18 protein-coding genes and 2 tRNA genes are annotated in these 20,877 nt (G+C 40.6%); 13 read left to right on the forward strand and 7 right to left on the reverse strand.

Going from position 1 to position 20,877, the window contains the following annotated elements; translation table 11 throughout:
* The first annotated feature begins 35 nt into the window (after window positions 1–35).
* The 4 genes from V7783_RS07220 (at window position 36) to infA (ending at window position 4,733) form a co-directional block, all read left to right on the forward strand.
* Entirely contained in the window at window positions 36–2,849 is a 2,814-nt protein-coding gene (locus tag V7783_RS07220) for a bifunctional aconitate hydratase 2/2-methylisocitrate dehydratase (RefSeq protein ID WP_335678139.1), read from the forward strand.
* 161 nt (window positions 2,850–3,010) lie between these two features.
* Window positions 3,011–3,727 (forward strand): leucyl/phenylalanyl-tRNA--protein transferase, encoded by a 717-nt coding sequence (gene aat, locus V7783_RS07225; protein ID WP_192542136.1) that lies wholly within the window; start codon window positions 3,011–3,013, stop codon window positions 3,725–3,727.
* Window positions 3,720–4,424, forward strand: a complete 705-nt coding sequence (locus tag V7783_RS07230; protein ID WP_335678140.1) for an arginyltransferase — start codon at window positions 3,720–3,722, stop codon at window positions 4,422–4,424. Before aat ends, V7783_RS07230 begins: the two co-directional genes overlap by 8 nt.
* A gap of 90 nt (window positions 4,425–4,514) precedes the next feature.
* Window positions 4,515–4,733, forward strand: a complete 219-nt coding sequence (gene infA / locus V7783_RS07235) for a translation initiation factor IF-1 (RefSeq protein ID WP_002962494.1) — start codon at window positions 4,515–4,517, stop codon at window positions 4,731–4,733.
* A 177-nt stretch (window positions 4,734–4,910) separates the two neighbouring features.
* On the opposite strand, the gene clpA is transcribed toward infA, so the two are convergent.
* Both clpA and clpS read right to left on the reverse strand, forming a co-directional pair.
* A complete protein-coding gene (gene clpA / locus V7783_RS07240; protein ID WP_335678141.1) occupies window positions 4,911–7,175 on the reverse strand; it encodes an ATP-dependent Clp protease ATP-binding subunit ClpA in 2,265 nt (754 codons plus the stop codon).
* Between the two features lie 69 nt (window positions 7,176–7,244).
* The gene (gene clpS / locus V7783_RS07245; protein ID WP_192542137.1) at window positions 7,245–7,553 is read right to left on the reverse strand and encodes an ATP-dependent Clp protease adapter ClpS; all 309 of its coding nucleotides are present in this window, start codon (window positions 7,551–7,553) and stop codon (window positions 7,245–7,247) included.
* Between the two features lie 209 nt (window positions 7,554–7,762).
* On the opposite strand from clpS, the gene cspD reads away from it, so the two are divergent.
* Together cspD and V7783_RS07255 are read left to right on the forward strand one after the other, a co-directional pair.
* On the forward strand, window positions 7,763–7,978 hold the full coding sequence (gene cspD, locus V7783_RS07250) for a cold shock domain-containing protein CspD (RefSeq protein ID WP_064667018.1): 216 nt from the start codon (window positions 7,763–7,765) through the stop codon (window positions 7,976–7,978).
* A 447-nt stretch (window positions 7,979–8,425) separates the two neighbouring features.
* Window positions 8,426–10,648 carry an NADP-dependent isocitrate dehydrogenase gene (locus V7783_RS07255; protein ID WP_335678142.1) on the forward strand — a complete coding sequence of 741 codons (2,223 nt, stop codon included), beginning with the start codon at window positions 8,426–8,428 and terminating at the stop codon, window positions 10,646–10,648.
* Window positions 10,649–10,780: 132 nt separating this feature from the next.
* Here the strand turns inward: V7783_RS07255 and V7783_RS07260 are convergent, their stop codons facing one another.
* From V7783_RS07260 to V7783_RS07270, 3 genes are all read right to left on the reverse strand, one after another.
* Window positions 10,781–12,022, reverse strand: coding sequence for an amidohydrolase family protein (locus tag V7783_RS07260; protein ID WP_335678143.1), 1,242 nt, complete (start codon window positions 12,020–12,022; stop codon window positions 10,781–10,783).
* A gap of 12 nt (window positions 12,023–12,034) precedes the next feature.
* Window positions 12,035–13,417 (reverse strand): amidohydrolase, encoded by a 1,383-nt coding sequence (locus V7783_RS07265; RefSeq protein WP_335678221.1) that lies wholly within the window; start codon window positions 13,415–13,417, stop codon window positions 12,035–12,037.
* 105 nt (window positions 13,418–13,522) lie between these two features.
* Window positions 13,523–14,308, reverse strand: a complete 786-nt coding sequence (locus tag V7783_RS07270; RefSeq protein ID WP_335678144.1) for a hypothetical protein — start codon at window positions 14,306–14,308, stop codon at window positions 13,523–13,525.
* A 353-nt stretch (window positions 14,309–14,661) separates the two neighbouring features.
* Between V7783_RS07270 and V7783_RS07275 the strand changes: the two genes are divergently transcribed.
* Window positions 14,662–15,027 carry a DUF3718 domain-containing protein gene (locus V7783_RS07275; RefSeq protein WP_335678145.1) on the forward strand — a complete coding sequence of 122 codons (366 nt, stop codon included), beginning with the start codon at window positions 14,662–14,664 and terminating at the stop codon, window positions 15,025–15,027.
* A gap of 67 nt (window positions 15,028–15,094) precedes the next feature.
* Here V7783_RS07275 and V7783_RS07280 read toward each other — a convergent pair whose 3' ends face one another.
* Window positions 15,095–15,790 (reverse strand): DUF445 domain-containing protein, encoded by a 696-nt coding sequence (locus V7783_RS07280; RefSeq protein ID WP_335678146.1) that lies wholly within the window; start codon window positions 15,788–15,790, stop codon window positions 15,095–15,097.
* A gap of 131 nt (window positions 15,791–15,921) precedes the next feature.
* On the opposite strand from V7783_RS07280, the gene V7783_RS07285 reads away from it, so the two are divergent.
* A complete protein-coding gene (locus V7783_RS07285; protein ID WP_335678147.1) occupies window positions 15,922–16,782 on the forward strand; it encodes a fructosamine kinase family protein in 861 nt (286 codons plus the stop codon).
* Between the two features lie 183 nt (window positions 16,783–16,965).
* Entirely contained in the window at window positions 16,966–17,169 is a 204-nt protein-coding gene (locus tag V7783_RS07290; protein WP_335678148.1) for a CPXCG motif-containing cysteine-rich protein, read from the forward strand.
* A gap of 68 nt (window positions 17,170–17,237) precedes the next feature.
* On the opposite strand, the gene V7783_RS07295 is transcribed toward V7783_RS07290, so the two are convergent.
* Entirely contained in the window at window positions 17,238–17,870 is a 633-nt protein-coding gene (locus tag V7783_RS07295) for a riboflavin synthase subunit alpha (RefSeq protein WP_335678149.1), read from the reverse strand.
* Window positions 17,871–18,032: 162 nt separating this feature from the next.
* On the opposite strand from V7783_RS07295, the gene V7783_RS07300 reads away from it, so the two are divergent.
* The 4 genes from V7783_RS07300 (at window position 18,033) to V7783_RS07315 (ending at window position 20,857) form a co-directional block, all read left to right on the forward strand.
* Window positions 18,033–19,388 (forward strand): MATE family efflux transporter, encoded by a 1,356-nt coding sequence (locus V7783_RS07300; RefSeq protein ID WP_335678150.1) that lies wholly within the window; start codon window positions 18,033–18,035, stop codon window positions 19,386–19,388.
* Complete coding sequence (locus tag V7783_RS07305) at window positions 19,366–20,436, forward strand: DUF3080 family protein (protein WP_335678151.1); 1,071 nt, start codon at window positions 19,366–19,368, stop codon at window positions 20,434–20,436. The genes V7783_RS07300 and V7783_RS07305 overlap by 23 nt, the downstream gene beginning before the upstream one ends.
* A gap of 111 nt (window positions 20,437–20,547) precedes the next feature.
* A tRNA-Val gene (locus V7783_RS07310) sits at window positions 20,548–20,624 on the forward strand.
* A 156-nt stretch (window positions 20,625–20,780) separates the two neighbouring features.
* Window positions 20,781–20,857 (forward strand) — tRNA-Val (locus tag V7783_RS07315).
* Window positions 20,858–20,877: the final 20 nt, after the last annotated feature.

Genomic DNA, 20,877 nt, shown 5'->3' on the forward strand with positions numbered 1-20,877 from the left:
TAACTTCATATCAAGTAAAATACCGAGAGTTTTCTATGAGTTTGTATACAAAATATATGGAAGAAATCCAAACCCGTAAAACGGAGCTTGGATTAAACCCACAACCAATCGATAGCGCTGAGCTAGTATCAGAAATCATTAATCAAATTAAAGATACTAATAACGAGCACCGTAAAGATTCACTGCATTTCTTTATCTTCAATACATTACCAGGAACAACCAGTGCTGCGGGCGTTAAAGCACAGTTCTTAAAAGAAATCATTCTTGGTGAAGAACAAGTTGCAGAGATCACTCCAGAATTCGCATTTGAGTTGCTTTCACACATGAAAGGCGGCCCATCAATTGAAATGCTAATTGATTTAGCATTTGCTGATGACGCAGCAATCGCAGCACAAGCAGCTGAAGTACTTAAGACTCAAGTATTCTTATACGATGCAGATATGGCGCGCATAAAAGCGGCATACGAAGCAGGCAACGCGATTGCAAAAGAGTTACTAGAGAGTTTCGCAAAAGCTGAATTTTTCACTAAATTACCTGACATCGAAGAAAAAATCGATGTAGTAACCTACATTGCTGGTGAAGGCGACATCTCAACTGATTTACTGTCTCCAGGTAACCAAGCACACTCACGTGCTGACCGTGAATTACATGGTAAGTGCATGATCACTGAAGAAGCACAACAAGAAATTGTTGAACTTCAAAAGAAACACCCTAACGCTAAAGTAATGCTTATTGCTGAAAAAGGCACGATGGGCGTTGGTTCATCTCGTATGTCGGGTGTGAATAACGTTGCACTTTGGGCTGGTAAACAAGCAAGTCCATACGTTCCTTTCATCAACATTGCACCTGTTGTTGCAGGTACTAATGGTATCGCACCAATCTTCTTAACAACGGTTGATGTAACGGGCGGTATTGGTCTTGATCTTAAAAACTGGGTTAAGAAAGTAGATGCAGACGGCAATACAGTTACTGATGAAAATGGCGATGCTGTTCTTGAAGAAGCTTATTCAGTTGCCACTGGTACTGTGTTAACAATCAATACAAAAGAGAAAAAGCTTTATAACGGTGATAAAGAACTGGTTGATGTATCGTCAGCTTTCACTCCGCAAAAAGTTGAATTCATGAAAGCTGGTGGTTCTTACGCCGTTGTATTTGGTAAAAAACTACAAACGTTTGCAGCTGAAACGTTGGGCATCGACACTCCGCTTGTATACGCTCCTTCAAAAGAAATTTCACATGAAGGTCAAGGTTTAACAGCGGTTGAAAAAATCTTTAACCGTAATGCGGTAGGTGTTCTATCAGATACACCACTTCACGCAGGTTCAAATGTTCGCGTTAGAGTGAACATTGTTGGTTCACAAGATACAACCGGCCCAATGACGGCGCAAGAATTAGAAGCAATGGCTGCTTCAACAATTTCACCTCTTGTTGATGGTGCATATCAGTCTGGTTGTCATACCGCATCTGTATGGGATAGCAAAGCGCAAGCAAACATTCCAAAACTAATGGCGTTCATGAATAAGTTTGGTCTTATCACAGCTCGTGACCCGAAAGGCGTTTACCATGCTATGACTGACGTAATCCACAAAGTATTGAACGATATTACCATTGACGACCGTGCAATCATCATCGGTGGTGACTCGCATACTCGTATGTCGAAAGGTGTTGCCTTTGGTGCCGACTCAGGTACTGTTGCGGTTGCACTTGCTACTGGTGAATCAGCGATGCCAATTCCTGATTCTGTTAAAGTAACGTTTAAAGGCAGCATGGCTAAGCACATGGATTTCCGCGACGTTGTACATGCAACGCAAGCGCAAATGCTGAAGCAATTTGGTGGCGAAAACGTGTTCCAAGGCCGTATCATTGAAGTACACATTGGTACGCTTATGGCTGACCAAGCGTTTACCTTCACGGACTGGACTGCAGAAATGAAAGCGAAAGCTTCAATCTGTATTTCAAACGACGAAACGCTGATCAAGTCAATTGAGCTGGCTAAGAGCCGTATCCAGATCATGATCAACAAAGGTATGGATAACGAAGCGCAAACGTTGCAAGGTCTAATCGATTTAGCTGACAAACGTATTGCTGGTATCCAATCTGGTGAAGAGCCAGCACTTTCTCCAGATGACAACGCTAAATACCACGCAGAAGTAGTGGTTGATTTAGACCAAATCGTTGAGCCAATGATTGCCGATCCAGACGTAAATAACGACGATGTTTCTAAGCGTTATACTCACGATGTGATCCGCCCTGTTTCTTTTTACAACGACAAGCCTGTTGATTTAGGTTTTGTTGGTTCGTGTATGGTTCACAAAGGCGATATGAAAATTATTGCTCACATGCTACGTAACCTAGAAAAGAAAAACGGTTCAATTGAATTTAAAGCACCACTCGTTGTTGCGCCACCAACATATAACATTGTTGATGAGCTAAAAGCTGAAGGCGATTGGGATATTCTAGCTAAGTACGCTGGTTTTGAGTTTGACGATTCTAAACCTAAAACAGCGGCACGTACTAAGTATGAAAATATCTTATACCTAGAACGCCCTGGTTGTAACCTATGTATGGGTAACCAAGAGAAAGCAGAACCTGGTGACACTGTAATCGCAACGTCAACACGTCTGTTCCAAGGCCGTGTAGTAGCCGATACAGCTGAGAAAAAAGGTGAGTCACTACTAGGTTCAACGCCGCTTGTAGTGCTTTCTACTGTGCTTGGTCGCTTCCCGACTATCGAAGAGTACAAGTCAGCGGTTGAAGGCATTGACCTTACATCGTTTACACCTGTTGAAGAAGCGATGACAACTAAGTTTAACGCTGGACAAGCAGTACCAGTAAAAGTTGTTAGTTAATTCGACAAGTTAACACTTATTAAAGCGCGTTTTTAACGCGCTTTTTTTTGCCTAGCGAAAATATGGCGCTAAAATGTAATTCCTTCCAATAATTTGTTGTTTATGAATTTAAAGCAACAGGTTACACTTTCTCTTGATCATTCAGTTATTCAATCGGTGCTATGACTAAACAACTTTATCAACTCTCTAAAAACCACTTTGCTTTTCCTGATCCCACCCACGCATTAGATGATCCAGATGGTTTACTTGCTATAGGCGGTTGCTTATCCATAACGCGCTTAAAAAACGCGTATGGGCAAGGGATTTTCCCTTGGTTTAGTGAATATGAGCCAATTATGTGGTGGTCGCCCAGTGAGCGAGGCATTATAGAACTGGATGAATTTCATGTCAGCCGAAGCCTGCGTAAACATTTAAAAAAACATCCTGTTAAAGTGACCATCAATACTGCGTTCACTGAGGTCATTGCTGCCTGTCGTCAGCAACGCTTAGCAACCGATGGTACTTGGATCACCAAAAAAATGCTCAATGCCTATAAGGATGCACATAAATCAGGCCTTGCTCATAGTGTAGAAGTTTGGTCAGACAATAAACTGGTCGGTGGTTTATACGGCATTATGCAACATGGTGTATTTTGTGGCGAATCAATGTTTCACCATCAAGCAAACTGTTCAAAATTAGCCATGTGGGCACTGGTTAATTGGTTAAAACGCCATCAAGCGCATTTTATAGACTGTCAGCTTGAAAACCCTTATTTAGTTACTTTAGGCGAAAAAGTACTACCACGCTCAGAATTTTTAACTAAGCTTAAAGCAGCAGAAGATTTTATTATTCCGGCAACAATGTGGCAACCTCAGGAGCTTATCGCTATTTATGACTGAACACTTACCTGCCCGTTTAGGATTAAGCCAACAATTTGATTGCAGCTACCTAGCTGATCGACAAGAGCAACTGTTAGTGATTTTAGATCACAGTTGTTATACCCCGAGTAAATTTGAAGCGTTACTGGCTTTGGGGTTTCGTCGCAGTGGTGACCAAATCTACCGACCTCACTGCCCCGCTTGCAGCGCATGTAAGTCTGTGCGTGTATTAGCTAAAGCATTTTTACCGACAAAATCGCAAAAACGTAAACTTAATAAAGCAAAAAATACCTTTACCGTGAAATACTCAGATCAACAACACCCCGAATACTTCCCGTTGTACAGTAAATACATTACCGAGCGTCATCAAGATGGCTCGATGTTCCCACCCGAGCAAAATCAGTTCAACAGTTTTATATTTTGTCATTGGTTACCTATCACTTTTATTGAGTTATGGGATCAAGAAAAATTGGTTGCCGTAGCGGTAACTGATTGTATGCACAACGCTGTTTCTGCTATTTACACATTTTTTGACCCTGACTACGAGCACTACAGTGTGGGCACTATTATGATTTTAGAGCAGCTCAAATTTGCCAAACAATACGATAAAGAATTTGTCTATTTAGGCTATCAAATAGATGAATGTGCAAAAATGCGTTACAAAACCCAATTTTTACCTGCTCAAAATAGGGTTGCAGAGCAGTGGCTGGCTATTTAATTTGCAAAAATGCCTACTGCGGCTTTACTTATTGGTGTATTTTCGGCAGAATCTGCATCGTTTAACTATTAAAGAGGTGTTACGCTAAACATGGCGAAAGAAGACGTAATCGAAATGCAAGGGACGGTCCTTGATACTTTACCAAATACAATGTTCCGAGTTGAGCTTGAAAATGGTCACGTAGTTGTGGCTCACATTTCAGGTAAAATGCGTAAAAACTATATCCGCATTCTAACCGGCGATAAAGTTACCGTAGAAATGACCCCATACGATTTATCAAAAGGTCGCATCGTATTCCGTGCTCGCTAAGTTAGTGCGTTAACGAAATATCAAGTTTTTAGCTAAGTTGTCTGAGTAACTTAGTTACTTTCTGCACTAGCTTGAAGCGTTTATTAAATGTAATTGAAGGCAGTTGCTGACCATTACATTTAATAAACAAAAAGCCCAGCAATTGCTGGGCTTTTTGTTTTCTATTTAACGCTGCGATTATGCAGGTGTTAAATTCGTTTCATAATCAAAACGTAATTTTTTATCTTTGACAGACACTTTAACTGTGCCGCCATCGATAAGTTCACCGAATAAAATCTCGTTTGCTAACGGCTTTTTCAATTGCTCTTGGATCACGCGGCCCATTGGTCGTGCACCCATTGCTTTATCGTAGCCTTTATCTGCCAACCATTCCCGAGCCTTGTTAGTCAGCTCCAAGTTAACCGATTTTTTATCCAATTGCGCTTGTAACTCAACAATAAATTTATCAACAACCAGTAACGTGACATCACGATCAAGGTGGTTAAACCAAATGATGTTATCTAGGCGGTTTCTAAACTCTGGCGAAAATACTTTATTAATTTCACTCATCGCATCATGGGAGTGATCTTGATCAGTGAAACCAATCGACTTACGAACAGTCTCTTGAACACCGGCATTAGTGGTCATCACCACTACCACGTTTCTAAAGTCCGCTTTACGGCCGTTATTATCGGTCAGCGTGCCATGATCCATCACTTGCAGTAAAATATTGTAGATATCTGAGTGGGCTTTCTCAATCTCATCCAGTAATACAACTGAATGTGGATTTTTAATCACAGCCTCAGTTAACAAACCACCTTGTTCAAAACCAACATAGCCTGGAGGCGCACCAATTAAACGGCTCACTGCGTGGCGCTCAACGTACTCAGACATATCAAAACGAATAAACTCAACACCCATACATTTTGCAAGCTGTTTGGTCACCTCTGTTTTACCGACACCGGTTGGCCCTGCAAATAAGAACGAACCGACTGGTTTGTCTTCATTTGATAAGCCTGAGCGCGATAAGCGAATGGCCGAGGTTAGTGCATCGATTGATTGATCTTGGCCAAATACCAACATCTTCAAGTTACGATCAAGATTTTTAAGGGTCTTTTTATCGCTCGATGACACACTTTGCTGCGGAATACGCGCCATTTTTGCCACGATCAATTCGATATCTGCCACACCGATGGTTTTTTTACGTTTTGAAATCGGTTGAAGTCGTTGACTGGCACCCGCTTCGTCAATCACATCAATCGCTTTATCCGGTAAATGACGCTCGTTAATATACTTAGCACTGAGCTCCGCAGCCGCTTTTAGCGCTTTTTGCGTATAACGAATACCATGGTGCTCTTCGTAACGCTCTTTTAAGCCATTAAGAATTTTGGTGGTATCTGCCACACTGGGTTCAAGCACATCAATTTTTTGAAAACGACGAACTAAGGCACGGTCTTTTTCAAAGATATTTTTGTACTCGTTATAGGTAGTTGAACCCATACAACGTAACTTGCCACTTGATAATAGTGGTTTAAGTAAGTTAGAGGCATCCATAACGCCACCAGAGGCCGCTCCGGCACCAATTATGGTATGGATCTCATCAATAAATAAAATCGCGCCTGGTTTCGCCTGAAGCTCTTTTAGTAAGGCTTTAAAGCGTTTTTCAAAATCGCCACGGTACTTAGTGCCTGCAAGCAACGCGCCCATGTCTAACGAGTACACTACAGCATCGGCAATCACATCGGGGACTTGTTCATGCACAATACGATACGCTAAGCCTTCAGCAATGGCGGTTTTACCCACCCCTGCTTCGCCAACTAATAACGGATTATTCTTTTTACGCCGACACAATACTTGCACCGTTCGCTCAACTTCACTATCACGGCCCACCAATGGGTCGATATTCCCTTCACGGGCGAGCACATTCAAATTAGAGGTAAAGTTTTCTAATTTACTTGGCTCTTCACCTTGTACAGCTTGTGCTTCTTCGTGAATGTCATCAGCATCTTCACCACCGATGTCATCATCCGCTTTAGAAATACCATGAGAAATAAAATTCACGATGTCTAAACGAGAAACATCGCTTTTCTTCAGTAAATACACCGCTTGGCTTTCTTGCTCAGAAAAAATCGCCACCAAGACATTAACACCTGTTACTTCATTTTTGCCCGATGATTGCACATGAAATACAGCACGTTGTAATACTCGCTGAAAACCAAGTGTTGGTTGTGTTTCGCGCTCTTCTTCTAAATCAGGAATGACTGGAGTCGTTTCATTTATAAATTCTGATAACTCAGCTTTCAGTGCTGACATATCAATCCCGCAGGCATGCAGCGCTTCTCCAGCCGATGGGTTGTCTAGTAGCGCAAGTAATAAGTGCTCTACAGTCATAAATTCATGGCGACGTGTACGCGCTTCACGAAACGCTGCGTTTAAAGTTAGTTCTAAATCTTTGTTTAGCATTAGCAACCCCTTACTGAGATAAAATATATATACCGTTGTGATGGGTATTTTGATCACCCTACCTTGGTATTATTCCTGCTCACAACTACATAGCAGTGGATGCTCGTTATCCCGTGCATAACGGTTAACTTGTTCAACTTTGGTATACGCTACATCGGCGCTATAAACGCCACATATCGCACGACCATTTTGATGAACTTGCAGCATCACATCTGTTGCTCTATCGCTATCCATATTAAAAAACGTCGTTAGTACTTCTATCACAAAGTCCATAGGCGTGTAATCATCATTATTTAAAATGACCTTGTATTTTCGCGGTGGTTGCAGTTTTTGCTTCTCACTATCGCGAACTGTGTCTATAACACCTGAATCTTTCATGCCACTCATAATTAAATATAGTCTTGTCTTTGGAACTCAAGCAAACTTGAATAAAAAAATAAATTAAATGTTAAAAAATAGTTTAAAACACTTGACTGACTGGTGAAATAAACTACAGTCAGTTGTAGATTGATTAAACCTTAGTCAGTCTATCAAACTATACGGTTTAGAATAACTAAATTAGTCAACTTATAGAAGGATGTAGAAGTATGGCTTGTGGTAAAGTCAAATGGTTCAATAATGCCAAAGGTTTTGGTTTCATCGTAGAAGACGGCTGCGAGAATGATATATTCGCCCATTACTCAACGATTGTGATGGACGGTTATAAAACACTTAAAGCTGGTCAAGATGTAACATTCGAATTGCAGCAAGGCCCAAAAGGCATGCACGCGACTAACATAGCTCCTAATGATGATTTAGTGTAGTTGTTTTAGAAGTTCGACTAAAGCGAGCGACCTGTAAAGATCCTCGCTTAATTCCTTTTTATTTTTTTGCATTTCATTTAAATAGCTCCCTTTATGTCACAATCAATTTATTGTTCAGTATGAACAAAAACTGTTCTTCCTCTTGAAATTCTTTTTTAATACCCCAATGTTATATTTGTTATTAGCCCTTTTGGGTCAAGCTTGTTACACTCTTTGTGCTTAAAATTAGCTAACTACGGCCCTTTAAGCGGTAAAAATTAGGCTAATGGCTAATTTACTTAGCCTGCAAATAACATAAAATTTATTACAGTTCGTCAGGTGTGATTATTGAATCAACAGTATTAACACCTAACAGACTGATCATTGCCACCTCATGCACTCATGATGGCGATGATATTCTTTGCATTGTTGAATATGGCTCTTAATGCCTACTATCTAGGAATGATGATGACATCAAAAATTATCTACACTAAAACAGACGAAGCTCCGGCACTAGCAACTTACTCTTTGCTGCCGATCATCCAAGCATACACCAATGCCGCTGGCGTTGAAGTTGAAACACGTGACATCTCTTTAGCTGGCCGTGTTATTGCTAACTTCTCTGAGTATTTAACGCAAGAACAACGTATTGGTGATGCCCTTGCAGAATTAGGCGAGCTGGCTAAAACACCTGAAGCAAACATCATTAAATTGCCAAATATCAGCGCGTCAGTACCACAGTTACGTGCCGTGATTAAAGAATTACAAGCAAAAGGTTATGCACTACCAGAATACCCAGCAGAGCCTAAGACAGACGAAGAAAAAGCAATTAAAGCCACTTACGACAAAATCAAAGGTAGTGCTGTAAACCCAGTATTACGTGAAGGTAACTCTGACCGTCGTGCACCTGGCTCTGTGAAAGAATATGCACGTAATAACCCACACTCAATGGGTGCGTGGAGCAAAGATTCTGCTTCAAACGTTGCCAGCATGAGCGAAGGTGATTTCTTTGGCTCAGAGCAATCAGTGACGCTTGATGCTGCTACTGATGTACGTATCGAGCACGTTGCTGCAAACGGTGATGTTTCTGTACTTAAAGCAAGCACACCACTACTAGCTGGTGAAGTGATTGATGCATCTTCAATCAGTGTTACTAAACTACAAGCTTTCTTAGCCGCTGAAATTGAAGCAGCTAAAGAAAAAGGCATTTTGTTTTCATTACACATGAAAGCAACCATGATGAAAGTATCTGATCCAATCATCTTCGGTCATGCTGTTAAAGTATTCTATCAAGATGTTTTTGCTAAACACGGTGAATTATTCGCAGAGCTTGGTGTTGATGTAAATAATGGTCTTGGTGATGTTTACGCTAAGATTCAAACCTTAGATGAAGCTAAACGCGCTGAAATCGAAGCTGATATTGACGCGGTTTATGCAACACGCCCTGCAATTGCAATGGTTGATTCAGACCGTGGTATCACTAACTTACACGTACCAAGTGATGTGATCATCGATGCGTCTATGCCTGCTGCCATTCGTTCAAGCGGTCAAATGTGGAACAGTGAAGGTAAATTACAAGATACCAGCTTTGTAATTCCTGATCGTTGTTACTCTGGCGTTTACCAAGCAACTATCGACTTCTGTAAAGAACACGGTGCTTTTGATCCAACAACAATGGGTAGCGTACCTAACGTTGGCCTAATGGCGCAAAAGGCGGAAGAATATGGTTCACATGACAAAACATTTGAAGCACCTGCAAACGGTGTGATCCGTGTTGTTGATAGTGCTGATAACGTATTGCTACAACACAATGTTGAGCAAGGCGATATCTGGCGCATGTGTCAGGTTAAAGATGCACCAATCCAAGATTGGGTTAAATTAGCTGTAAACCGTGCACGTGCGACTGGTAACCCTGCAATTTTCTGGCTTGACGAAAACCGTGCTCACGATGCACAGTTAATCAAAAAAGTGAATGCGTATTTACCAGATCACGATACATCTGGTCTTGATATCCAAATTTTAGCACCGCTTGAAGCAACATTGTTCTCACTTGCGCGCATTAAAGAAGGTAAAGACACTATTTCAGTAACGGGTAACGTATTACGAGATTACCTAACTGATTTATTCCCAATTCTTGAGCTTGGTACAAGTGCGAAAATGCTATCAATCGTGCCGCTTATGAATGGTGGTGGCTTATTCGAAACTGGTGCAGGCGGTTCAGCACCTAAGCATGTTCAACAGTTCGAAAAAGAAAACCACTTACGTTGGGATTCTTTAGGTGAGTTCTTAGCACTTGCGGCGTCACTTGAGCACCTAAGCGTGACTACGGGTAACAACAAAGCACAAGTACTTGCTGATACACTTGATAAAGCAACCGGTACTTTCCTTGCTGAAAATAAATCACCATCACGTAAAGTTAAAGAAATTGATAACCGTGGTTCTCACTTCTTTTTATCTTTATTCTGGGCACAAGAGCTTGCTAAGCAAAACGATGACAGTGAACTAAAAGCTCAATTCACTCAAATCGCCAGCGATTTAGAAAGCAACAAAGATAAAATCGTTAGTGAGCTTAACGATGCGCAAGGTCCAGCTGTTAACATTGGTGGTTACTTCCAACCTAATGATGATGCAGCATTTAAAGCAATGCGCCCTAGCACTACATTTAACGATATTTTAGCTAAACTAGTTTAACTATCGCTTTAAATTTAAAAGGCGCTCACTGATAACAGTGAGCGCCTTTTTTATCGGCAAAAAACAGTAAGTTTTGTTTATAAGAACAAAAAAAGGCCGCAAATGCGACCTTTTCTAACAGCTAAACTAACGTTATTTAGTATATGCGCGCGGCATTTCTGAATCCGTTGTATAACGTTTGCGTAGTTTATCCTGACGAGCTTCGGTTGAGACCTCTTCGCCATTGATAAACATTTTAGTTACGTGACTAGTAAAATCAAACGGATCATCGTTCCACATTACTAAGTCAGCGGCCTTACCTACCGCAACACTTCCTGCATTGATACCAAATACATCGGCAACGTTTGCTGTAATTGCTTTTAACGCACCCTCTTGCGTCATGCCATAAGATACAGCATTCCCTGCATCAAAACGTAACTGGTAAACATTGTGGCTGGCATCACCGGCAATTGATAGCAATACCTTCACGCCTGCTTTTTCAAGCTTGCCAGCATTGTCTAAACTCGCATGTAGCGAATCAAAACTACCAGGTAAGCTTTCCATTGCGCTTACAATCACAGGGACATTAGCTTGTGCTAACTGCTCTTTCACAACCACTGCATCTTGTGCACCTGCAATCACCAAATTAAGTGAAAACTGCTGTTTAAGTTTAATCAGCTCAATGATGTCAGATGCACGTGAGGCTGTAACTAGCAAAGGCATTTCACCCGCTAACACTTTGGTGAGGACTGTCTCTTCAGTACTTGGGCTGGCTGCATCTTTTTTATCTTTCTTGTTACTGTTTTGTTGATGTGCAGTAAGCTTATCAACAAGGTTTTTCAGTGACATAGCACGAGAGCCTTTGCTCTTCTCGCCTAAATGCACCACCAGCGCCACTTGCGTTTGTTTTACGCTGTCAAACTCGCCACTTAAATCAACAACACTGGCAAGGCCCGCAAAAATACTGTCGCCGCCATGTGGGGTGATCACATCGCGGGTAATACCGCCTTTGCGTGCGTATGGGATCAAGCTTGAGTGAGCATTAAAGGCTAGGCTTGGATCAAAGTCGATCCCCGCTTTATCATCGCCACCATCGCGAGAGCCTGCAACAGCGCCCACTTCAACTAAGCCTAATTGATTCATGGTGCCGATAAAGCCTGCAGTCACAATTTGGCCTTTAGCGTCTATAATCGTGTCCGCTGCAACTTTCTCCGGGTTGATGGCAGTAATTTTGCCCTCATCCATAATAATGCTCGCACCTTGTAATACACCTTGCTCTGTCGAGGTGTGTACCGTGGCATTAATGATGGCGATTGATTGCGCAGCAACCGCTGTACTTGCTAATAAACCGGCAGCAACTAGCGAGAGCGAAAATGAATGTGTTAATTTTGTCATCCTAGTTACTCCTTATTTTTGACCTAACATAAAATCGCTTTGGGCTTGGAATGTATCATCATAACGATCATACACTTTTGCACCATCGACAAAGACTTGCTCAGCTTTAGCATAAACACTGAATGGGCTTTGATTCCAAATGACCACATCGCCTTGTTTACCTGCTTCAAGTGAACCTGTTTTGTCAGCAACACCTAATGCTTTTGCCGCATTTGAAGTGATCCATTTTATTGCATGCTGTTCAGAAATATTAAAACCGTTATCGTTAGCACGGTACATGACCTTGCTCGCTTCTTGGTTTAAGCGCTGAATTGTCGTATCAGAATCTGAATGTACAATTGCACATGAGTTTTTCACCGCATCAACAATCGCTACGTTTTCTTGCACCATGTCGTAGGCTTCCATTTTAAAGCCCCACCAATCTGGCCAAAGCGCAGCACACGAACCATTATCAGCTAGTAAGTCAGCAATTTTGTAAGCTTCAATACCGTGATGGAAAGTCCCTGCGTGATAACCAAACTCTTTAGACAGGTCAATCATCATTGCCATTTCTTCGGCTTTATAGCAATGATTGTGGATCATTACCTCGCCTTCTAATACGCCACGTAATGTATCGTACTTAATATCGCGATGCGGTACTTCAGGGTTTTTACCCGCAGCATAATCAGCATCGTACTTATCCCATTCACGCTTATATTCTGCAGCGCCAATCCATGCAGTACGATAGCCTGCCATATTACCCATACGTGTTGATGGTAATACACCCTTACGGCCATAAACACGTTTTGGGTTTTCACCACACGCCATTTTTAAGCCATATGGCGCATCTGGGAACTTCATACCTTGCATAGTATGTGCTGGTACATTTTTTAGAGTTACACCACGGCCGCCAAATAAGTTAGCTGAACCGGGTAAAATTTGTAATGACGTAATACCGCCTTCGCGCGCGCGGTTAAAACCGGGATCTTGTGGCCAGATTGAATGTTCAACCCACACTTCTGCAGTGTTCGGGCTGGTCATTTCATTGCCATCTTGGTGAGATTCAACTGACGGGCTTGGATAAGCACCTAAGTGTGAATGCACGTCAATTAACCCTGGGGTTACCCATTTACCTTGCGCGTCTATTGTAAGGTCGGCTTGTGCAGTAAGGTCTTTACCAACTTGTTGCACTTTACCGTCAACAAGCAATACGTCCGCTTCTTCTAAACGCTCGCCAGTACCTGTTAAAACAGTTGCATTGCTGATCAACGTTGTTGTTGATTTAAGTGCTTTGTAGGTACTTGGGTATGGGTTTTTATTAATTGTTACTTTTTCGTCTTGTGGGTCATTATCTTGGCAACCCGCTAAAGCGACACCAAGAGCAACAACCAACAATGATGGAGCAAATTTTTGCATCATGTTAATCCCTGTTATTTTTTTGTTACTGTATATAAATACATTCTATAAAGCTAAAAAATAAGCCAAATCTGCATTTATACAAGATGAATGTAATTTACCATGTTATTTTTTAATATAATTGTTATATAACTGCTCTAGTGCAGCTTCGGTGGTGAGACTGGGATCTTTAGTAATAAAATGCTTAACAGTGCGAGTTACAAAATCTGAATTTTGTTTATGCAATTTTGAAAAGTCTTTAATTAAACAATTGCCGTCTTTCGCGGCAGTGACTTTATCGTGACGATGTCGATACTGGCTCAGCGCTTTATTAAAATCACCTTGGTAATCTTCTACTAATATTTTGTAAAAATCACTTTTTTGCACTTTTAATGCACTAATACAATAGTTTAATGCTTCTTTAAAGTCAGTAAAAATGACGCCTTCAACATCAAACTCCGCGGTTTTTTCACGTACTGTTACTTTCGCTTCTTCTGTTGCATAACTAAAACCACTAAACGCTAAGCGCTCTGCAGCTTCTTTACCTAATATCATGCCAGCTTTGATGCTATGCGCAAACTCATCACTCATGTCACTAAGTTCATTTTCGTGCCACATGTTGTAAACACGTAATGGTTTTGCGTATTTAGTACCCAACTTGGTTTTTAATTTAGAAAAGCGTTCGTCAATGGTCATTAAACGCTCATTGTGTAATATCGCATGGCACTCATAACAGGCTGGAATACTTATAAATTCAGCTTCTTCACCTAAATCAATAATGCTTTGTAGCATATGTAATGGCGGGCAATGATCGCGCTCCGTCGCTTCACAACCACAATAAAAGCAACGATTAAAATTATGCTGTTCACAGGCGTAAGCTTGCTGGTAATAACTCGCCAATGTTTTACTCACAGAGTCTCCTAATAGACTGGTATTTTTATAATCAAGGCGATCATAACAGGGTTAAAAAATATGTCAGCACTACAGTGTGACAAAGTGCATTTACTCTAAAGTAAATAGCATGTAAAACCAATGAAAGCAGATTGAAAAACAACCAAAATCAAGAAAAAAAATGAAAAATAAATATCATTGAATATGTCAAAATACACATATAAATTACTTTATAATCAGTATGTTATATTTATTTATACACATTCACATACGGTGTTACATCTTGTCGATTTTCATTTACAGCATTAATTAAAAATATGGCCAATAATACATTCGTCAACAGGACAACTTACCCAAACCACTGGAGAATGATGATGAATACTTTAACAACTACACTTTGTACAACATTACTTTTAGGTACCGCAGCATTAACTACAACTAACACACAAGCAGCTGAATTTGTCGCGGCAGATAACAGCCCTGGCACACGAGTTTGTATGGCCGTGGTATCAAATAGACCAATCCAACTTTATTTAACTATGAAAGAGTTGCGTATTAATAAAAACATCACAGCCGAAAAGCTACAGTGTAATAATATGAACATGACCCAATTTGCTAGTACTTACGGTTTTAATAAAACCGCAAAGTATTTAGGGCTTGAAACGGCTACTGGCACATCAATTCAAGACATAGCAAAATTAGAGCAGCAAACAATTTTGGTTGTTGCAGGTTCTAAATAGCATGTCAAAAATGCAAATAATTTAAGCTGGCGAGTTGTTGGCCAGCTTAAATTAGCTACCTAAAAAATTAAATGATTGCTGCCACAAGACCAAATAAACCACCAAACACACCACCCCATACGACAAGCCAACCTAAATGTTCTCTGATCATGGTTTGTATAATGTCCTTCACCATTTTTGGAGTCAGTTCATCTAAACGATCATCAACAAGCCCTGACACCGTTGTAAATAATGAATCGCTTGCCAGACTGGTCTGGGTGAGCCTGCTATTAACTAGCGCCTTAAACTCAGCGGTTTCACTGATATCAAGTAATGAGCTGCGCATTTTTTCTATAAAAGATTCACGCATTGGCTCTACCGCAGCGCTGCCACCAAACATGGCTAACATACTGCCAAATTGAGAGTGCTCGATAACATCTAAAAGTGTGTCGAATGCGGGGTTTAAGTCAACTTCATTGATCACCGGTTGTAAATCAATATTGATGGTTTTATTGCCAAGTAGCTGTGATATTTTTTGCTCTGAAAAAAACTCTGTTAAAATAAGGTTTTTAATCGCGACTTTAAATCCTGCAAATTTCAGTTGGATCACACCCGAGCCATATAAAAACGGGACTTTTTCAAATAACATATGCACCGCGAGTAAGTTAGTCACCGCACCAGAAAGTGCAAACAAGCCGATTGACAGCACAATTGCTTGGTTAAATAAAAAACCACTAGCTACGAAAATTCCCGCAATCACATTAGTAATAAGGCTTTTATTCATTGTTCCTCCAGTTGGGTTATCGTATAACGCTTAGCACGCAGTTTTAAAATATGAATTTTACTCTCAAGAGTTTGTTTATTTAACTACTTTTTGCCATAGTTTAACTATCTGTATAAAAGGTGAACAATGCTATGTGGAATACGGTTAACGAGCAAATCAGCCAAGCTATGCATTTTGACTTTAAGCACACCAGTAAGTGCCAACTGCAAAGTCCAAATAGTGATAAACTATTTCAAATAAGCGATGGTATTCATCAGTACTTTGTTAAGGTCGCGCATCGTAATGACCTTGAGCGATTTGAAAACGAAGCCCACAATTTAAAGCTACTCACCCAAGAGAGCTTATTTATGGTGCCAGATTGTATCACTACTGGCTCTAGTATTGAGTTTTCATTTATTGTATTAGAATGGCTTGAACTAGATCCGCAGCCCCATACCAATTGGCATATTATGGGAAGCCACCTTGCAAGCTTACACCTAAAACATCGCCAAGCCATGTTTGGTTTTGATCACGATAACTTTATTGGCCCGACCGCTCAACCTAATCGCTGGCATAAAAAGTGGAATATATTTTTTGCTGAAGAGCGAATTGGCTGGCAGCTACAATTACTACACGAAAAAGGCATTGAGTTAGTAGATAAAGATTACTTTGTCGCATTTATAAAAGACATGTTACACAGTCATAACGTGCAACCATCGTTATTACATGGCGATTTTTGGCGTGGTAACATGGGCTTTATTCACAGTGTGCCCAGTATTTTTGATCCCAGCTGCTATTATGGTGATCGGGAAGTTGATATTGCTATGAGCGAACTCTTTGCTCCGCTTCCAGAGGCCTTTTACATTGCCTATAATAAACACTATCCGCTAAGCCAAGGCTATGAACAACGCAAATTAATTTACCAGCTTTACCCCATTTTAAATCACGCTAATATTTTTGCTGGCCACTATCTTACTGAAGCTAAACAACAAATAGAACGACTGCTGAAATAAGGGGGTTTTTATTGTCAAATTAATGTCATAAATGGCTAAAGCAGACTATATTTAGGTATCGCCTGAAATTGCACAAACCCAGTAATATCAGGCGCTGCGTACAACTATGTGGAGCATAACAATTTATCCGACACTATAAATAGTCATGCTTTATTAGCTCTGCTTTGTAAGGTTGGATCATTTATGCAAAATCACCTATCACAACGGATCAGCTGCCCACACTGTGGCCACCATATTCACATTACTCTTGATGCCAGCGATGGTGATCAAGACTACTTTGAAGATTGCAGCGCATGCTGTAACCCAATCCACTTCAATATGCATATTGACTATGCTATTAATAAAGTCGAGTTACACATAGACAGTGATGACGAACAAATATTTTAAGCTGGCAATTTTACTTTAGTAGCAGTTATGTAGTTGCAGTTAAGTGCTAGCTGTTACTGTGATGACTGTTACTGTGAGGACTGTAGCCGTAAATAATTTTCAACTGTGTTTATAATGGTATAAGTTTGCTGGTCAACTTCAATATTGAGCTCATCACCCACCTCAGTCTGACCAATATTGGTAATTGCTAGTGTTTCTGGTATTAAATGTAACCAGAAACCTTGCTCGTCTACTTCACCCACAGTCAAACTCGCTCCATTAACACAGACAAACCCTTTATAAAGCACATACTTTTGCCACTTATTGGGCAGGCTTAGCTGTATTTTACAATTACCGTCTGTGTGAATAATCGCTTTAACCTCGGCCATGCAATGAATATGACCAGACACAATATGCCCACCCAACTCAGTGCCAAACGTCATAGAGCGTTCAAAGTTAACAGTGCTACCAGAGGTAAGTTTGCCTAGATTAGTCAGCTTTAATGTTTCATCAATCACATCAAAATAAACCTCTGCTAAGCCATGCTCGGTTGTAGGTTGAACTTTAACAACCGTTAAACAACAACCATTAATAGCAATGCTGGCTCCGAGTTCTAATTTGGTAATGTAATGTGGCGCGACAGCAAGAACTAAACGCATAACACTGTGTTGATAATTATTTGTAATTACCTTGGCTTGTGTTTGCACAATACCTGTAAACATAACTTAAACCGCCCTTTAAAACATGGATTTATTTTTACGCTGTAGTTTAACCGATCCCATTCATTAATACTGCAATCAATAGCCTTAACTCACCGCTATAGTTTTTTATTCTACGCTTTATCGATTACAATAACGGCCTCTTCAGTTTACGTAGCAAGTAATATGACTTTTTGTAGTTGGGAAGCCAAACGGCTAGTTTCTCTGGCAATCCCCGTTTTTTTAGCACAAGTAACACTCGTTTTAATGTCGGTGGTTGACACCATCATGGCAGGACAAGTCAGTCCAACCGATTTAGCCGCGCTCTCCATTGCCACGGGGGTTTGGAATCCAGCAATGCTTGCTCTGCAAGGTATATTGTTAGCCCTGACCGGTATTATCGCGCAATTTTCTGGCGCTAACGATAAAACAGGTATCAGCCATTATTTTCAACAAGGCTTATATCTTGCGGGCATATTAAGCGTATTTGGTTTATCCATTGCCTACTTTGCCGACGTTATCATTTTAAAGCTTGATACCAGCCCTGCTATCGCCAATATGGCCTATGACTACATTCATTATGTAAAATGGGGAATTATTGGCTTTTTAGTGTTCAGTGTATATCGCAATATCACCGAAGGCATGGGGATGACCAAGCCCGCTTTTTATATCAGCTTAATTGGCCTTGCGGTCAATATCCCTGCAAATTACATATTTATTTATGGCAAGCTAGGTATGCCAGCACTAGGCGGTGCGGGCTGTGGGATTGCCACGGCTTTGGTTTTCAGCGCAATGGCTATTGCACAAGTCATTTACTGCCAATTGAGTAAAAAAGTGGATGCCAAAACCCTGTTGGCCAACTTTAAAGCGCCGCAACTCAATACTATGTGGACCATTACTAAAATCGGCATTCCTATTTCTCTAGCGACTTTTTTTGAAGTCACTTTATTTGCCTGTATCCCATTATTTATTGCGCATTTAGGTGCCGTTGCGGTGGCCGGCCATCAGATTGCTGCCAGTGTTACAACCTTACTGTTTATGATGCCATTGAGCTTATCTATTGCGATCAGTATTCGGATTGGTAATTTATACGGCCAGCATCATTTTGAGCAATTAAAAAAAGCAATTTCAACAAGTTATATTCTTGCTATGATCATTGCGGCACTACTTGCGGCTATCACCTTCTTTGGTCGTGATATCATCAGCCAACTTTATACCGATGATGCTCAAGTCATCGCACTGGCAACATCTATTATGATCTTAGCCTGTATTTATCAACTCCCTGATGCTCTACAAGTAGCCGCCAACGGTATTTTAAGGGGTTTAAAACATACCGCTCCCATATCCTATATTACCTTTCTATCTTACTGGTTAATTGGTTTTTCATTGGGGTTTGTTTTAGCACGTACCGATTTGATTGTGCCAGCGATGGGACCACATGGCTTTTGGGTAGGTATTATTGTTGGTTTAAGTGTTGCTGCTATTTTATTAATGCTAACCGTTGCAAATAGATTCAAACATGAACCACTTAAAAGCGCTTAATATAACTAACAGCAAAGGCAAGCAAAACAAACGATTTGCTTGCCTTGCTACTTTCTTAATGTATTTACTATTAAGTGCCTGTAGCGATAGAGCAACGGATATTAATGATCAGTATCAACAGCGACTCGCCACGGCACTTGATAAACCATTTCCAGAGACAGCAAAACTCACTAATCTTAAGTTAGCCCCTATTAGCAATAATGATGAGTCAATACAGTCACAACAATTAAGCATAATACAGCTAGCGCAACTATCTCATTGTAAACTTAATACCCTGATAGCAGAGCATAATAGTCAACTGGGAAAAGTTGCCACCGCAGCCGGTCAACTAGCTTATCAAATCCAGTTTATTCAACTGGCCCCCAGCTGCTTAGATAAATTAAGCCCTGAATCAAAAAGCTATCACGCAATAAAGCGGGAACTAGCCAACAAAAAACAGCGGCTATTAAAGCAGTTCAACCACTTACTTTATAAGGATCCAGAGTTAAAACGTACTTGGCAACTCACCAGCTATGCACTTGATACAAACTTAGCTGGCCTTGTAGAAACAGAGATTGCCCTGCAAAACTTGCTGACGTTAAAGCAGCAAATAATACAACAGCAATACGCACAAATAGATAGCAAAGCACTCTACCCGCTGCTATCGGTGCTACGCCAGTTTAACTTTAATCAAGCTTTGATAAGCGCCGTGCGTCAACAAACATACTTTAATCAAAGTACCAGTCGCTATTTAGCAAGCATTGAGCTTAATGAACTATGTAACCCACTAAAAAATAAACGCCAAGCGCAAATAGTCAGTAACGTATTTAAAAAGTATTACTTAGCACAATTACAACCCTATCAAGCACAGCTATCAGGCGCTTTAGAGCGATTGATGCCGCTATATCAACAGCTTTGGCTCGGTACGACTATAAATCAACCTAGGCTTGCTGCACTGCTTGAGCAAAATCAGCCAAATAACTTGCTCACTGCATTCAAAGATTCAGCAAAAACGCACGTCACTTGGTGGCAAACGTTTTATAAAACGTGTGAAATCAGCCCAATATGAATAAAAAAACGGCAAACAAACCAAAAATGCATAAACGAGCTTGATTCACTCAGGCGCACGCTATATATTAGCGTCCGTTGTTAAGTAATTAACACAACTTAAATTTATGATACGACCGTAGCTCAGTTGGTTAGAGCACTACCTTGACATGGTAGGGGTCGGTGGTTCGAATCCACTCGGTCGTACCAAATTTAAGTAAAAAATTAAATAAAAGTACCATCGAAGGAAAAAGCACTACCTACTCTTGATCACCCGGTCCAAAGGTCAGTGGTTCGAATCCACTCGGTCGTACCAAATTTATTCAAAATCATAAGAATAAATTATATTTAAGAACTCACTATTGTACGACTGTAGCTCAGTTGGTTAGAGCACTACCTTGACATGGTAGGGGTCGGTGGTTCGAATCCACTCAGTCGTACCAATTAATGAATAAAAAAACAT

Source organism: Pseudoalteromonas sp. (genome assembly GCF_036960685.1).
GTDB lineage: Bacteria > Pseudomonadota > Gammaproteobacteria > Enterobacterales > Alteromonadaceae > Pseudoalteromonas.